General features: G+C 60.7%; 11 protein-coding genes. 6 read left to right on the top strand and 5 right to left on the bottom strand.

Translation table 11 applies throughout. The annotated features are described in order from the left end of the window. Positions 1-125 precede the first annotated feature (125 nt). The 5 genes from hemB to ACZ5FP_RS10135 all read left to right on the top strand — a co-directional run bounded on the left by hemB (position 126) and on the right by ACZ5FP_RS10135 (position 4,408). On the top strand, positions 126-1,163 hold the full coding sequence (gene hemB, locus ACZ5FP_RS10155; protein ID WP_464659933.1) for a porphobilinogen synthase: 1,038 nt from the start codon (positions 126-128) through the stop codon (positions 1,161-1,163). A gap of 304 nt (positions 1,164-1,467) precedes the next feature. After that, positions 1,468-1,881: an RDD family protein gene (locus tag ACZ5FP_RS10150; RefSeq protein ID WP_464663235.1), complete on the top strand. Its 414-nt coding sequence runs from the start codon at positions 1,468-1,470 to the stop codon at positions 1,879-1,881. Between the two features lie 47 nt (positions 1,882-1,928). Beyond that, positions 1,929-2,357 carry a hypothetical protein gene (locus ACZ5FP_RS10145; RefSeq protein ID WP_464659931.1) on the top strand — a complete coding sequence of 143 codons (429 nt, stop codon included), beginning with the start codon at positions 1,929-1,931 and terminating at the stop codon, positions 2,355-2,357. Positions 2,358-2,499: 142 nt separating this feature from the next. Further along, a complete protein-coding gene (locus ACZ5FP_RS10140) occupies positions 2,500-3,246 on the top strand; it encodes an arginyltransferase (protein WP_223615712.1) in 747 nt (248 codons plus the stop codon). Between the two features lie 262 nt (positions 3,247-3,508). Next, positions 3,509-4,408, top strand: a complete 900-nt coding sequence (locus tag ACZ5FP_RS10135; RefSeq protein ID WP_464659929.1) for a DMT family transporter — start codon at positions 3,509-3,511, stop codon at positions 4,406-4,408. Between the two features lie 6 nt (positions 4,409-4,414). Here the strand turns inward: ACZ5FP_RS10135 and ACZ5FP_RS10130 are convergent, their stop codons facing one another. The 4 genes from ACZ5FP_RS10130 to parC all read right to left on the bottom strand — a co-directional run bounded on the left by ACZ5FP_RS10130 (position 4,415) and on the right by parC (position 11,906). Then, positions 4,415-7,564 carry an efflux RND transporter permease subunit gene (locus tag ACZ5FP_RS10130; RefSeq protein WP_464659928.1) on the bottom strand — a complete coding sequence of 1,050 codons (3,150 nt, stop codon included), beginning with the start codon at positions 7,562-7,564 and terminating at the stop codon, positions 4,415-4,417. Further along, on the bottom strand, positions 7,561-8,763 hold the full coding sequence (locus ACZ5FP_RS10125) for an efflux RND transporter periplasmic adaptor subunit (protein WP_464659926.1): 1,203 nt from the start codon (positions 8,761-8,763) through the stop codon (positions 7,561-7,563). The genes ACZ5FP_RS10130 and ACZ5FP_RS10125 overlap by 4 nt, the downstream gene beginning before the upstream one ends. 48 nt (positions 8,764-8,811) lie before the next feature. Beyond that, the gene (locus tag ACZ5FP_RS10120) at positions 8,812-9,510 is read right to left on the bottom strand and encodes a TetR/AcrR family transcriptional regulator (protein ID WP_223615708.1); all 699 of its coding nucleotides are present in this window, start codon (positions 9,508-9,510) and stop codon (positions 8,812-8,814) included. Positions 9,511-9,623: 113 nt separating this feature from the next. Then, entirely contained in the window at positions 9,624-11,906 is a 2,283-nt protein-coding gene (gene parC / locus ACZ5FP_RS10115) for a DNA topoisomerase IV subunit A (RefSeq protein ID WP_464659924.1), read from the bottom strand. Positions 11,907-12,128: 222 nt separating this feature from the next. Here parC and ACZ5FP_RS10110 point away from each other — a divergent pair, with 222 nt between their 5' ends. Beyond that, positions 12,129-13,328 (top strand): hypothetical protein, encoded by a 1,200-nt coding sequence (locus tag ACZ5FP_RS10110; RefSeq protein WP_464659922.1) that lies wholly within the window; start codon positions 12,129-12,131, stop codon positions 13,326-13,328. Between the two features lie 77 nt (positions 13,329-13,405). On the opposite strand, the gene aspS is transcribed toward ACZ5FP_RS10110, so the two are convergent. Continuing rightward, positions 13,406-15,301 carry an aspartate--tRNA ligase gene (gene aspS, locus ACZ5FP_RS10105; RefSeq protein ID WP_464659920.1) on the bottom strand — a complete coding sequence of 632 codons (1,896 nt, stop codon included), beginning with the start codon at positions 15,299-15,301 and terminating at the stop codon, positions 13,406-13,408. Positions 15,302-15,435: the final 134 nt, after the last annotated feature.

Below are 15,435 nucleotides of genomic sequence, written 5' to 3'. Positions count from 1 at the left end.
AACTCCGGCGCACCGCGTCAATGGATCACATCTGTTGCCAAGCATCTTGGTCGGAGGGGGGAAGCCTGTTAAAACACTTCTAAACAACAGCAGAAAGTCCGCCGCACGCGGATAAGGCAGCCATCATGAACAAAGTTTCCCCTTTTCATGCCAGCACCGGCAGGACCGTCGATGAAATCACGCAGAGCCGCCGCCTGCGCCGCATGCGCAAGGCCGACTGGTCGCGCCGCCTGGTTCAGGAGAACCAGCTGACGGTGAATGACCTGATCTGGCCGATCTTTCTGTGCGAGGGGACGAATCGCCGTGAAGACATTGCCGCCATGCCCGGCGTGCAGCGCTTTTCTGTGGATATGGCCGCGCGCGAGGCGGAACGCGCCGCAAAGCTCGGCATTCCGGCCATTGCCACCTTCGCCAATATCGACCCGGCGCTGCGCGATGAGACGGGATCGGGCATTCTCGATGCCGACAACCTGATCAACCGCGCCACCCGCGCAATCAAGGACGCAGTGCCGGAAATCGGCATGATCACTGATGTGGCGCTCGACCCGTTCACCAGTCATGGCCATGACGGCATTCTGCGCGACGGCATCATCGTCAATGACGAGACGGTGGCGCAGATCACCCGCGGCGCCGTGCTGCAGGCAGCCGCCGGTGCCGATATCATTGCACCGTCCGACATGATGGACGGCCGTATCGGCGCCATCCGCGAAGCGCTGGACCAGAATGGTTTCCAGGATGTGGCGATCATGGCCTATGCGACCAAGTTCGCATCGGCCTTCTATGGCCCCTACCGCGAAGCCATCGGCACGTCGGGACGCCTGAAGGGCGACAAGAAGACCTATTACATCGATCCGGCCAACACGGACGAGGCGGTCCGCGAAGCGGAGCAGGATCTGGCGGAAGGCGCGGATTCACTGATGGTCAAGCCCGGCCTGCCCTATCTCGACATCATCCACCGGCTCAAGCAGACATTCTGCGTCCCGACATTCGCCTATCAGGTGTCCGGCGAATACACGATGATCAAGGCCGCCGGCGCCAATGGCTGGATCGACGAGGAACGGGTGATGATGGAAACGCTGCTGGCGTTCAAGCGTGCCGGTTGCGACGGCATCCTGACCTATTTCGCCCCGCTTGTCGCCGAGCGCCTGAAAGCCGGGCTTTAGACTGCATCAGCTCCGTGCGTGGTTCGACAAGCTCACCATGAGGAAAATGGATGGGCTGCACAGTCGATTGGGAACATTGAAGAATACAGTTCCCTGCAATCCTCACTCTCCCTCATGGTGAGCTTGTCGAACCACGCACAATGGCCATATGCAGCCCTATTGCGCAAAATCTCCTTGAATTTCCATTCTGGAGTTCCCACGTTCTGCAGCACGGCACTGTGTCCGTGTGTTTGAAACGGGAAACGAAATGAATACGAGCGCGCTTGACGGCGAAATAATCACCAACCGCCTGGATGACTGGCGGATGTATCAGGGCGTGCGGTCCAGCCGCATTTTCGCGTTCCTGATGGATTATGTCATCGTGTTTTTCCTGTGCATCCCGGTCGCGATCATCATCGCCATTCTGGGTGTTGCAACGCTTGGCCTTGGATGGATGCTGTACGGCATCATGTTCCCGGCCGTGGCGCTCGCCTATGTGGCGACAACACTCGGCGGACCGCGCCAGGCAACCAAGGGCATGCAGATGATGGGCCTCAGGCTCGAACGTCTTGACGGCCAGAAGGTCGATGGCCTGCTTGCGATCGTCCATACGGTGCTTTTCTGGGGATTGAATGTGGTGCTGACGCCGCTTATCCTGCTCGCAACTTTCGTCGTCGACCGCAAATGCACGGTCCACGATCTTCTTCTTGGTACGGTCGTCGTACGCGCATATCATTAATCCAGAGGGCTCCCGTCGGGAGCCTTCTTCCTTTACCGGCCACATCCATGACTCATCTCAGGCTTGCTGCTCTCGCCGCAATGGCATTTGCATTCTATGGTTCCGGACTTGGCGTCAGCATCGCTGCTTCGCCGGCCGGACGGTTTTGCGGCGAGGTGATTTCAAGCGGTGACTACCGGGATGTCGTCACAGCACTCAATGTGGATCGTGATGGCCGCATATCGGGCACATACCAGATCGAAGCGCGCGATGGCCTGGTCATGGGAACCCTCGCGGAAAAAGATCCGGCCAAGGGTACCGAGCGCACGATGGTCTGGGTCGACAAATACGGCTCGGGTCTGCTGACCATTCGCTTTTCCAACGATTACCGTTCCTTCGCCGGCCGCTGGGGCCGGACGGTCGACGGCAAGGCGGACGCGCCGAGCCATTCATGGAACGGCCAGCCCTGCTACAATCTCAATGACGAGCACGGCTGACATTTTGCCTGGCACCTCGGTCCTGGCCGTAACGTTTGCAACGACGACCCGCGACATTCACATCTGAATGCAATATAATTGAATTGACGTTTTCGGGGGTCTTACGATTCTATAGGGGTTGCAGACTGTTCCAGGATAACGAATGACGCATCAACCGCAGCAATCACCGCAGTTCTTCCTGACAGCACCCTCGCCCTGTCCTTATCTGGAAGGGCAATTGGAGCGCAAGGTTTTTACACACCTCGTCGGCGGGCGCGCCGCCGAGCTGAATGATCTGCTGACCCAGGGCGGTTTCCGCCGCTCCCAGAACATTGCCTACCGTCCGGCCTGCGAGAATTGCCGGGCCTGCGTTTCCGTGCGGATTCTGGCCGGGGAGTTCAAGCAGGACAAATCCATGCGCCGGGTCTGGAACCACAACCGGGACCTGATCGGCAATATCCACCAGGCGGAACCTTCGACCGAACAATACGCCCTCTTCCGGCGCTATCTCGATGCGCGGCACAACAAGGGCGGCATGTCGGAAATGACGGTGCTCGACTATGCGATGATGGTCGAAGACACCCATGTCCCCACCCAGATCATCGAATACCGCCGCCGCGGGCCGGATTCCTTCATCACCAAGAAGGGCGAAGGCGAGCTGATCGCCGTGGCGCTGACCGATGTCATGGGCGACGGATTGTCGATGGTCTATTCCTTCTTCAATCCGGATTACGCCGACCGTTCGCTCGGCACCTTCATGATCCTCGATCATATCCAGCGCGCCGCTGCCGCCGGCCTTCCGCATGTCTATCTCGGCTACTGGGTCGAGGGCTCGCGCAAGATGCAGTACAAAATCCGCTACAAGCCCCAGGAACATCTGGGCCCGAAGGGCTGGGAACGCCGCGATTAGTTCATGTGCACTTTGGTGGTGCGTGGTTCGACAAGCTCACCATGAGGGAGGGTGAGGATTGCAGGGGAGCACTATTCTGCAACGTTTGTGACCAACCTTGCACCAAACCACATCCCTCATGGTGAGCTTGTCGAACCACGCACCACGAAACTGCCTTCTGCCGTTTGAAACAGATTTATGTGCAGGCGACCTAGAATAAGCCAGCGCTTGCGGCTAATGCTCGGGCCTCAAAACAAGAAAAAGACTTGGAAAGTCAGAGGAAATGTCCCAACCGCATCTCGATCACCGCAAGGGCCTGCTCATCACGGGCATAGGCGGACTGATACTCTCCGTCGATATCCCGCTGCTGCGCCTCGGCCAGGGGGAAACCTGGTCGACGCTGCTTTTGCGCAGCGGCACGACCTTCATCTGCGCCCTGATCATCTGGGCGGTGTGGAGCATGGTGACCGGCCGGGTCAAGACCATCCTGCCGGGGCGGATCGGCGTTGCCGTGGCCGGGCTTTACGGCCTGGGCTCGATCTTCTTCATGATCGCCGTCTACAACACCTCGACCGCCAACCTTGTTTTCATCCTGGCGTTCAACACGGTGTTTGCCGCGCTGCTTTCCTGGATTTTCCTGAAGGAGCGCCCGAAAACCGCGACCTTCGTCGCCATGTTCTTCATGCTGATCGGCGTGGGGATCATCGTGCGCGAGGGCCTGTCATCGGGGCACCTGTTCGGCAATATCATCGCCCTGATGTCGACATTCTTCCTCGCCTCCGCCATCACGGTCACCCGCGCCTCGAAGAAGGATATGAGCTTTGCCGCCATTATCGGCACCGTCCTGCCGATGACCGTGGCGATTTTCATGGTTTCACAGCATGGCTTTTCCGTCGCTGCGCCCGGCTGGATCATCTTCAACGGCGCCGTGGTGACGACAATCGCCTTTGCCTGCCTGGCGACCGGCCCGCGCTTCCTGTCCGGGCCCGAAGTGGCGATGTTTTATCTGCTGGAGACGGTTCTGGCGCCGATCTGGGTCTGGCTGGTCTTTGCCGAACGTCCGAGCGACCCCACCCTGTTCGGCGGTATCATCATCATCACCACGCTGGTCAGCCATTCGATCTGGCAGATGCACAGCGCCCGCAAGCGCTCGCGGATGGCGGCGTTCCGCCACCCGATCTGAGAACCCCTATTCGGCTGCCTCGCTGGCATAGCCCGGTGCCGGATAGGCGGGCACGGTGCGCACGCCAGGGCGTGCGGCCGCTTCGGCTTCGTCCGGCTTGTTCGGACGGAAGCCCCAATGGAACGCACGCGCCATCCAGCGGCTGAGATCGTCCATGATCGTGTAGAAGGACGGCACGAACACCAGTGACAGGACAGTCGAGATCAGCAGCCCGCCGATCACCGCGATGGCCATGGGTGCCCGGAACTCGCCGCCATCGCCGAAGGCCAGCGCCGCCGGCACCATGCCCGCGGACATGGCAATCGTCGTCATGACAATGGGACGGATGCGCTTGCGTCCCGCATCGATGATGGCCTCATTGCGCGGAATGCCGTGCTTGACCTCTTCAATGGCAAAATCGACCAGCATGATGGCATTCTTGGTGACGATGCCCATCAGCATGAGAATACCGATGACCACGGCCATGGAGACGGAATTGTTGGTGAGCAGCAGGGCGGCGGCCACACCGGCAATCGACAACGGCAATGACATCAGGATGGTGAACGCATGGAAGATACTGCCGAAGAGTAGGATCAGCACCACGAACACCAGCATCAGGCCCATGATCATCGCATTGCGGAAACCGGCAAAAACTTCGCCCATCACTTCGGCGTCGCCGGTTTCCTGAATGCGCACGCCATCCGGCATGGATTTGACCTGCGGCAAGCCCTTGACGATGGAAAGCCCCTCGCCGATCTCCTTGCCGCCGGCCATGTTGGCGCCGACGACGACGCGCCGTTCGCGGTTGAAGCGTTCGATGGACGACGGTCCCTGGCCGAAACTGACCTGTGCGATGGATGCCAGCGGCACCACGACGCCGGATGGGGCGGTCACGGTCAGCGTGTTCAAGACGGTGAGATCGCGGCGGGCGTCCTCGGTCAGCTGAACCCGGATCGGAATCTGCCGGTCACCCACGGTGTATTTCGCCAGATTGGCATCGAGATCGCCAAGGGTTGCCACGCGCAGCGCATCGGAAACGGCAGCCGTGGACAGGCCAAGCTCGGCCAGCTTGTCCATGCGCGGTGTCACGATGATTTCCGGACGGTCCAGCGCGGCGCTGGAGGACACCGCCTGGAAGCTGCCCGTTGCCGTCATGCCGCTCTGCATGGACCGGGCCTGCTCGCTCACTTTCTGGCCGTCCGTGCCGATGACGCCGACGGCAAATTCGCGCTCGCCGCGATCATTGACAAAGTTGGCGCGCAGATCCGGCACTTCGGAAAGCTTGGCGAAAATCTCGGCTTCGATCTGCTTCTGGCTCCGGTTGCGCTCGCTCTTGTGGCTGAGCTTGACGATCATGGTCGCGCGGCGCGTGTCCGTCTCGCCCTTGGGCGACGACCCGCCGACGACATAGGTCTGCTGCACTTCCGGGATTTCCCGGACCCGCAGCGCCGCTTCATCGGTGACGCGGCGGGTTTCATCGATGCGCGAACCCGGCGTCAGCTCAAGATTGACCGCCACCCGCGCCTCGTCCTGTGCCGGGACAAACCCGGACGGCAGGAACCCCATGGCCCAGATGGCCGTTGCGAACAGCAGGACGCCACTGATGAGCGTGAGCCAGCGATAGCGCAGTGTCACGCCAAGGAAGCGTGTATAGGCGCCAACCCAGCCGGTGCCATTGTCCTCATGGTGCAGGTTCTTGCCATCGCGCAGGAGATAGGCGGTCATCATCGGCGTGATCAGGCGGGCAACCAGCAGCGAGAAGAACACCGCCACGGCGACCGTCAGGCCGAACTGCTTGAAATATTGTCCGGCGATGCCGCTCATGAAGCTGACCGGCGCAAACACCGCTATGATCGTCACGGAAATCGCGATAACGGCGAGCCCGATTTCGTCGGCCGCTTCCAGCGACGCGCGATAGGGCGATTTGCCCGACCGCATGTGCCGGACGATGTTCTCGATCTCCACGATGGCGTCGTCGACGAGAATGCCCGTCACCAGCGTGATGCCGAGCAGACTGATCAGGTTCAGCGAGAAGCCGAGCATATCGATGGCCCAGAATGTCGGAATGGCGGACAGAGGCAGGGCAATCGCCGCGATCAGCGTCGCGCGGATATTGCGCAGGAACAGGAAGACCACGACGATCGACAGCAGCGCGCCTTCGACCAGCGAGCTCATGGCGGCTTCATAATTGCCGTAGGTGTAGTTCACCGCATTGTCGATGATGCTGAACCGCACATCGGGGTATTTCTGCGTCAGCAGATCCATGCGGTCCTGAACCCGCTTGAACACATCCGCATCGCTGGCACCCTTGGCGCGGAACACGCCGAGGGACACCACGGTCTGGTTGTTGACGCGGGCAAAGGATTTGGGTTCCTGAAACGAATCCGACACGGTGCCGATGGCATCCAGCCGGACAGAGCGCCCGCCCGCCAGCGGAATTTCGACGCTGCGCAGGTCGTCCAGCGTGCGGGATGCGCCAAGGGTACGGATGGTCTGCTGGGTTGAACCCAGATCGCCGCGCCCGCCGGTCAGATCGGCATTCATCGATTTCAGCGCGCGGTTGACGTCAAATGCGGTCACGCCCAATGCCGTCAGACGGTCCGGATCGAGCGAGACGCGGATTTCCCGCGTCACGCCGCCATAGCGTTCGACACGGCCGACACCCTTGACGCCCTGGATATCGCGCAGAATCTTGTCGTCGACGAACCAGGACAGTTCCTCGGATGTCATCGCCGGCGCGGAAATCGCATAGGTCAGGATCGACGAGCCCTCGACATCGACAGAGCTGACGATGGGTTCCTTGATCGTGGCAGGCAGATCGCTGCGGATGCGGGTGACCGCATCCTTGACATCGTTGAGCGCCTTCTGCGTATCCACTTCGAGGCGGAACTCGACGAGCGTTGTCGAAATGCCTTCGGTCAGCGTGGTGGTGACGTTCTTCACGCCGGTGATGTTGGCAACCGAATCCTCGACACGCTTGGCGATCTGGGTTTCCAGCTCGCTCGGCGCAACGCCGGGATCGGTGATCGCCACGGAAATCAGGGGAACATCGATATTGGGAAAGCGGGTGATCGGCAGCTTGGAAAAGCTCATCAGGCCGAGAACGACGAGCACGACAAACAGCAGGATCGACGGAACCGGATTGCGGATCGACCAGGCGGAAATGTTCCAGTTCATTTGACTGCCCCCGTCGTTTCCGCGGCAATGCGCATGGGCGTCACCCGGTCGCCATTGGCAACGAACGTACCGGCCCGCGCGACAACGTCTTCGCCGTCGGCAAGGCCGTCGAGCACTTCCACAGCGCGGTCATTGCGGATGCCGAGGGTGACCTTGCGCGTGTCGACCACGCCGTCCTTGACCACCTGCACAAGGGCCGTCGGGCCGCGATAGACAACGGCCGAGAGCGGGACGCTGACGCCATTGCGCCGGGTCAATTCGATGACCGCACGGGCAAAGTTGCCGGGCCGGATCGCGTCATTGTGCTCCAGTGAAATCTTCACCGCACCGAGGCGCGAGCTTGCGGTGATTTCCGGGGAGATGAGACGCACCCGGCCGGAAACCGGCTGCTCCATGCCGGACACGCGCACGGCCACCGGCATGTCGGGCTTGAGGCGCGGCAAATCCACTTCCGGTATATTGGCCGAAAGTTCGAATTCGCCGTCACGGGCAATGCGGAACAGCGGACCGGCATTCATCGACACAATGCCGCCGAGCAGCGCATTGCGGCTGAGGACGACGCCGGTCGTCGGCGCCTTGACATCGGCCTTTTCGATGCGCAGCAGGACATCGCGCTTCTGCGCGGCCACCAATTGCAGCTGTGACTGGCTGGCGACCAGCGCCTGCCGAGATGTGTTGAGCCGGGCATTGGCGCTGTCATAGGCATTGGTGGCATTGTCGAAATCGGCTTTGGAGGTGATGCCCTTGGCCGACAGGGCGCGGGCGCGGTCGAGCGCTTCCTGGGCCTGCCGGACGGCGATCTGCGCATCAACGATCTGCGCCTCCGACTGGGCGATGGACGCTTCGGCCTGGGCGCGCTGCGCCTCGATCTGCGCCAGCTGGATTTCGAGGGATGATTTGTCGAGGCGGGCGATGATCTCGCCCTCCTTCACCCGGTCACCCTGATCGGCACTGAGTTCGAGCACGATCAGCCCCGCCACATCGGTTCCCACCGCAACTTCCTGACGCGGAACGATGGTGCCGGTGACGGTGATGGACGCGACCATTTCGGCTTCGGCGGCCGGAATGACATTGATGACCGGCGGCTTGACCGCCTGTACGGCCGTTTTGTCCTCGGCCATGGCGGCCGGGACGAGCGCGGCAGTGAGGCCGAGGGCCAGAACGACGGATGCCAGAAGTTTAGTGCGACGGTTGCGCATCGGATTACCTGATCAAAAGAGGTATTTGCTGGATCGGTATGTCAGTATTTATGCTTGCACGGGGCGCAGGATGCCGACTGCAAGAGCGCGGAACATCGGCTCCAGCGCCTCGACAGGCACACCCTGTGCCGGAAAATTCCGCATGATGATCCCCTCGCCCATGGCGGCAAGGCTCGCCACGACAAGCTCCAGGTCACCGACGGGATCAATCTCGCCCCGGGCCTTGGCGGCGCCGACGGCCGACAGAAGCTTTTCGCGCATCTGCCCTTCATAAAGCTCGCACTGGGCGGCAACGGCTTCGTTGCGGATGGCTTCCGCCCGCACCTCGGCAAAAAGCCGCGCGCTGGCGTCGTCAACGCCGTTCGCCGACTTCTGGCGAACGTGATCGAGGCCCACCATCACAAGCGCATCGATGATGTTGCCGTACCCGCTCATGCGGTCGAGAATTTCGGCGCTTGCCTTGCGATGGCCGGCGACGATGGCTTCGATCAGGGATTCCTTCGAGGGGAAATAACGGTAAAGCGCGCCGGGGCTCATGCCGGCCTCGGAGCAGATGTCATTCATCGATGCGCCACGAAAGCCCGCACGGACAAAACAGTTGGTGGCGGCTTCAAGGATGCGCGCTTCCTGCACTTCGCGGTTCTGCGCCCGTTTGCCGAACAGCTTGGCGACAAAACAGCCGGATTCCCTGTCCGATCCGTCATCGGTCAGGAGCTTCGATTGCTTTGGCAGAATACTGTCGGTCACGAGGCACCACAAAAAAGAGCGAATGTTCACTCTCATTTACAGCGAAACGCAAAACTGGTCAATACGAGAATGAACGCTCTCGTTTAATTTTTCAATCGGCCGTCACATCGATGTCAGGAAAACTTGCCCGAGCGCGGGAAACCCTTCGGCACCATGCGGCCGGCGGAAGCACGCGGTCCGATCCATTCGGCCAGTTCCTCCCGGCTGCGCGTGAACGTCCGGTCCGCCGCATCCTGCCATGTGAGCCCCCGCTCCATGGCAAAGACGCGGATATCGGAGACGCCGCCATCCTTGTAGCGCTGCAGGCGTACGCCCTTGCCGCGCCCGAGTTCGGGGATTTCCGCCAGCGGGAACACCAGCATCTTGCGGTTCTCGCCGACGATCGCCACGCTGTCGCCGGTGACGGGAATGCAATGGCGCGCCTCATCCGGCGCCTTGACGTTCATCACCTGCCTGCCCTTGCGGGTATTGGCCATGACATCCGCCTCCGGCACGAGGAAGCCGTTGCCGTCATGGGATGACAGCAGCAGCTGGCGCCCGGGGTTGTGCACGAAGGCCGTGACGATGTCCTGATCGTTCTCCATATCCACGATGATGCGGATCGGCTCGCCATGGCCGCGCCCGCCAGGCAGGCTGTTGGCGCCGATGGTATAGAACTTGCCGCCGGTGGTCAGGATGAGAATGCGGTCCGTGGTTTCCGCGTGGAATGCCAGCTTGAGCTTGTCGCCCTCCTTGAAGGTCAGCGACGAGAAATCGGGCAGATGCCCCTTCATGGCGCGCAGCCAGCCCTTTTCCGAGACGACGACCGTCACCGGCTCCTTCTCGATCATGGCATGGTGAATATCGGCCTGGTCATGCTGCGGCGCATCGGCAAAGGTGGTGCGTCGCTTGCCGAGCGGTGTGTCGGCCGCATATTTCTTCTGCATTTCGGCGATCTGCCAGGAAATGGTCTGCCACTGCTTGGCATCGGAACCCAGCAACTGCTCGATTTCGCCCTTTTCGGCGGTCAGCCCGTCGAATTCCTTGCGGATCTCGAATTCCTCGAGCTTGCGCAACGACCGCAGGCGCATGTTCAGGACCGCTTCCGCCTGAACATCGCTCAGCCCGAAACGGGTCATCATTTCCTGCTTGGGCTCATCCTCCTCGCGGATGATGCGGATCACCTCGTCCAGGTTGAGATAGGCAATCAGGAAACCGCCGAGAATTTCCAGGCGGCGCTCGATCTCGGCCAGCCGGTGGCGCGAACGGCGGATGAGGACGTCCTTGCGGTGTTCGAGCCATTGCTTGAGCACGTCGCGCAGCGACAGGACGTTGGGCACCTTGCCGTTCGAGAGAACATTCATATTCAGGGGAAAGCGTGTTTCCAGCTCGGACAGCTTGAACAGGGATTCCATCAGAATATCGGGATTGACGCTGCGGCTCTTCGGTTCGAGCACGATGCGCACATCCTCGGTGGATTCGTCGCGCACATCATCCAGCAAGGGAATTTTCTTGGCGATCAGGAGCTCGGCGATCTTTTCGATCAGCCGGGATTTCTGCACCTGATAGGGAATTTCGGTGATGACGACGATCCAGGTTCCACGCCCCTGATCCTCCACATGCCAGCGGGCGCGCAGGCGGAAACCGCCGCGCCCGGTCTTGTAGGCATCGAGAATGGCATCGGCACTTTCGACAAGCACGCCACCGGTCGGGAAATCCGGCCCGCGCACCCTGGTTCTGGTGTGATCCTCGGGATCGTCCTCCAGCGACATCAGCTCTTCGACCGTCGCCTCGGGATGCTTGATCAGGTGCAGGGCGGCGGCGCAGAGTTCCGATACATTGTGCGGCGGGATCGACGTGGCCATGCCCACCGCAATACCGGACGAGCCGTTGGCGAGCAGGTTCGGGAAGGCGCCGGGAAGAACGATCGGTTCTTCGTCTTCCTCATTATAGGTCGGGCGGAAGTCGACGGCATCCTCGGTGATGCCTTCGAGAAGCAGCATGGCGACATCGGTCATCCGCGCTTCGGTATAGCGCATGGCCGCCGGGTTATCGCCGTCGATATTGCCGAAATTGCCCTGCCCGTCGACAACCGGATAACGCACGGCGAAATCCTGCGACAGGCGCACCAGCGCGTCATAGATCGACTGGTCGCCATGCGGGTGGAACTTGCCCATGACCTCGCCGACGATGCGGGCGCATTTGGCATAGGACTGGTCGGGCGAAAGCCGCAACAGCCGCATCGCATGCATGATTCTGCGGTGGACGGGTTTGAGCCCGTCGCGCACGTCCGGCAGGGCACGGTTCATGATTGTCGAAAGCGCGTAGGCCAGATAGCGTTCTTCCAGCGCGGCTTTCAGATCAACCGGTTCAATATTATCGTCGCCATTGTCTGGCGGAATCAGGCTTTTTCCCATGTCAATGGGTTATCAACTCACCGATTCACGGGCAAGCAATGATTCGCTCAGATCACAGCCTGTTGCCTATCGTGATGGGCAAAAAATGGGCAGGGCTTGCGTCCATCCGTCAAATCTGACTTTCTACCGCCCAATTGGCCCGATTTCGCAGGGAAAGACTGTCATAGTTTTGCCGCGCGGCATGGGATAGATTTGTTTATTGAGCAAAACAAGGAACACACTATGCGTCCAACCTACTCTCTGAAATCCGGCTTGCACCTCATGGCTGCGACCACTGCACTTGTCGTTGTCTTTGCCGGTTCAGCCTATGCGGTGGACGGCAATGCGGTGGCGGCCCGTTTGAAGGCCGTTTACGGCGAACAGGGCGGCACCCTTGAATACGCAAACGTCGAAACCAACGGCTCGACCGTCATCCTCAAGGACACCAAGCTGTCCGCAGCGGGCGCCAAGGAAAGCTTCAATGCCGGCGATGTGACACTCAGCGATGTCAGCGACGTTTCGGGCGGCGGCTTCAAGATCGGATCGGCGACCGTACTGGATATCAAGTTCAGCCCCGCCGATGAACCGGACAGCAAGATCAGTGTCGAAGGCATCAAGCTTGAAGGCATCACCCTGCCGGCCGAAGGCGCAACCGAGCCGCTGGCGAAAATGCTCCAGTACCAGAAAGGCGGGCTGAAGCACTTCAACGTCAACAGCAAGGGCAAGGATGTCTTTTCGGCTGACAACCTGACCGTTTCCGTTTCGCCGTTCACCGCGTCGGCACCGGTTGTCTTCACATCCAATGTCGCCAGCTTCAAGGCGGATCTGTCGGGTGTGGAGGACCCAAAGACCAAGGACACGATCAAGGCGCTTGGTTATGAAACGCTTTCGGGCAAGATCGACATGAACGGCTCGTGGAACATCCCCGATGGCCGTCTCAACGTCGACAAGTTCGCCTTTGCCGCCGACAATGCCGGCACGCTGGGCATGAAGTTCGACATTTCCGGTTACACCCTCGACTTCATCAAGGGCATTCAGGACGCTGTAAAGAGCGGCGACGGCAAGCCTGACGATGCCAAGGGCATGGCCATGCTCGGCCTGATGCAGCAGTTGAGCTTCACCGGCGCATCGATCCGCTTCGACGATGCTTCGCTCACCAACAAGGCTCTCGACTACGTTGCCAAGCAGCAGGGCGCCAAGCGCACCGACCTGGTCAACCAGGGCAAGGCCATCCTGCCGATGATGGCAGCACAGCTCGGCAATGCCGAATTTGCCCAGGCCCTGGGAACAGCGGTCAGCGCCTATCTCGACAGCCCGAAGAACATCGAGATCAAGGCCGCCCCGGCCAAGCCCGTGCCGTTTGCCATCATTGCAGCCGGCGGCATGGCCGATCCGAAGTCGCTGATCAAGACACTCGGCGTCACGGTCAACGCCAACCAGTAATCGATAGAGACGGCAAAGAAAAAGCCCGGCGAGATGCCGGGCTTTTTTGTTTGTCCAGAGTCGGTTGGAAAGGGTTTTTAATCCTCTTTCTTCATCGGCGCGAGGCGGATGTTGAGGTCGCGCAGCTGCGCGGGCGACACATCCGACGGCGCATTCATCAGCAGATCGTAGGCCTGCTGGTTCATCGGGAACATGGTGATCTCGCGCAGGTTCTTGGCACCCACGAGCAGCATCACGATGCGGTCGATACCGGCCGCCATACCGCCATGCGGCGGTGCGCCATACTGGAACGCGCGGTAGAGGCCGCCAAAGCGCTCTTCCACGGTTTCCCGCGAATGGCCGACCGCCTCGAACGCCTTGACCATGGTTTCCGGCAGATGGTTGCGGATGCCGCCCGAGGAAATCTCGAAGCCGTTGCAGACGAGATCGTACTGGAATGCCTTGATCGTCAGCGGGTCCTGGTGCTCCAGCGCGTCCATGCCGCCCTGCGGCATGGAGAACGGGTTGTGGGCGAAATCGATCTTCTTCTCGTCTTCCAGCCATTCGAAGAACGGGAAGTCGACAATCCAGGCAAGCTTGAACTGGTCGCGGTCGACGAGGTTGAGTTCTTCGCCCGCACGGGTGCGTGCGGCACCGGCAAAGGAGACGAACTTCTTGGGATCGCCCGCAACGAAGAACGCCGCATCGCCATCGTCCAGACCCAGCTGCACGCGCAAGGCTTCGGTGCGTTCCGGTCCGATGTTCTTGGCCAGCGGACCGGCGCCGACAATCTTGTCTGACCAAAGACCGAGTTGTTTGGATACTCGTTCTTCGTATTGCTCTGCGCTTTCGTTCGCCAGCTTAGGATGTTCTACAGCATTAAAAACAAGCGAATTGCCCGTACCTTCCTTGCGCCAGAAGATATAGCCGAGGCCCGGCTGGCCCTCACCCTGCGCCCAGGAGTTCATGCGGTCGCAGAAGGCGCGCGAGCCGCCTGTCTTGGCCGGGATCGCCCAGATTTCCACCTTCGGATCGTTGGCGATCATGTTGGCGAAAACCTTGAAGCCGGAACCGGCGAAATGCTCGGTCACGGCCTGCATCTCGATCGGGTTGCGCAGGTCTGGCTTGTCCGAGCCGTATTTGCGCATGGCATCGTCGTAGGCGATGCGCGGGAACTGCTGCGTGACAGGCTTCCCCTCGGCGAATTCCTCGAACACACCGCGCAGGACCGGCTCCATCGTCGACAGCACGTCTTCCTGTTCGACAAAGCTCATTTCGATGTCGAGCTGGTAGAACTCGCCCGGCAGGCGGTCGGCACGCGGATCTTCGTCGCGGAAGCAGGGTGCGATCTGGAAGTAGCGGTCGAAACCGGACATCATGATCAACTGCTTGTACTGCTGCGGCGCCTGCGGCAGGGCATAGAACTTGCCGGGATGAATGCGGCTGGGCACGAGGAAGTCGCGCGCACCTTCCGGCGACGATGCCGTCAGGATCGGCGTCGAGAATTCGGTGAAGCCGATCTCGGTCATGCGGCGGCGCATGGCGGCGATGATCTTGGTGCGCGACATGATGTTCTTGTGCAGCGTGTCGCGGCGCAGATCGAGGAAGCGGTACTTCAGGCGGATATCTTCCGGATAGTCCAGCTCGCCGAACACCGGCAGCGGCAGTTCCTTGGCGGCGGACAGGATTTCGATCTCACGGGCGAAGACTTCAATCTCGCCGGTCGGCATGTTGGCATTGACCGTATCGTCCGTGCGGGCCTTCACTTCACCGTCGACGCGGATCACCCATTCGCCGCGCACGGTCTCGGCCAGTTTGAAGGCGGGCGAGTCGGGGCTGGCGACGATCTGGGTCAGACCGTAGTGATCGCGGATATCGATGAAGAGAATGCCGCCATGATCGCGGACGCGATGAACCCAGCCGGAAAGACGAACTGTCGAACCAACGTCGGATTTCCGCAGGGCGGCGCAGGTATGGCTGCGGTAACGGTGCATGATATGTGCCTCTGAGATGCTTGATGCTTGCTGCCGGGAGGTGTGAAGAAAGCCCCGGCCATGATCTTGGAATTTGCGCGGACAAGCGCATTTTGACGGCGATTTGTCAAGATTGCGAATGACTGGAAGCCCGT

The sequence above is a fragment of the Phyllobacterium sp. T2-21 genome, assembly GCF_055378485.1.
Note: the sequence above shows the minus strand (reverse complement) of the source record. Positions and strands in the feature narration are given on the sequence as shown.

Coding starts and splice junctions, on each gene's coding strand:
- hemB (WP_464659933.1), top strand. CDS start 126: ATGAACAAAGTTTCCCCTTTTCATGCCAGCACCGGCAGGACCGTCGAT.
- ACZ5FP_RS10150 (WP_464663235.1), top strand. CDS start 1,468: ATGTATCAGGGCGTGCGGTCCAGCCGCATTTTCGCGTTCCTGATGGAT.
- ACZ5FP_RS10145 (WP_464659931.1), top strand. CDS start 1,929: ATGACTCATCTCAGGCTTGCTGCTCTCGCCGCAATGGCATTTGCATTC.
- ACZ5FP_RS10140 (WP_223615712.1), top strand. CDS start 2,500: ATGACGCATCAACCGCAGCAATCACCGCAGTTCTTCCTGACAGCACCC.
- ACZ5FP_RS10135 (WP_464659929.1), top strand. CDS start 3,509: ATGTCCCAACCGCATCTCGATCACCGCAAGGGCCTGCTCATCACGGGC.
- ACZ5FP_RS10130 (WP_464659928.1), bottom strand. CDS start 7,564: ATGAACTGGAACATTTCCGCCTGGTCGATCCGCAATCCGGTTCCGTCG.
- ACZ5FP_RS10125 (WP_464659926.1), bottom strand. CDS start 8,763: ATGCGCAACCGTCGCACTAAACTTCTGGCATCCGTCGTTCTGGCCCTC.
- parC (WP_464659924.1), bottom strand. CDS start 11,906: ATGGGAAAAAGCCTGATTCCGCCAGACAATGGCGACGATAATATTGAA.
- ACZ5FP_RS10110 (WP_464659922.1), top strand. CDS start 12,129: ATGCGTCCAACCTACTCTCTGAAATCCGGCTTGCACCTCATGGCTGCG.
- aspS (WP_464659920.1), bottom strand. CDS start 15,301: ATGCACCGTTACCGCAGCCATACCTGCGCCGCCCTGCGGAAATCCGAC.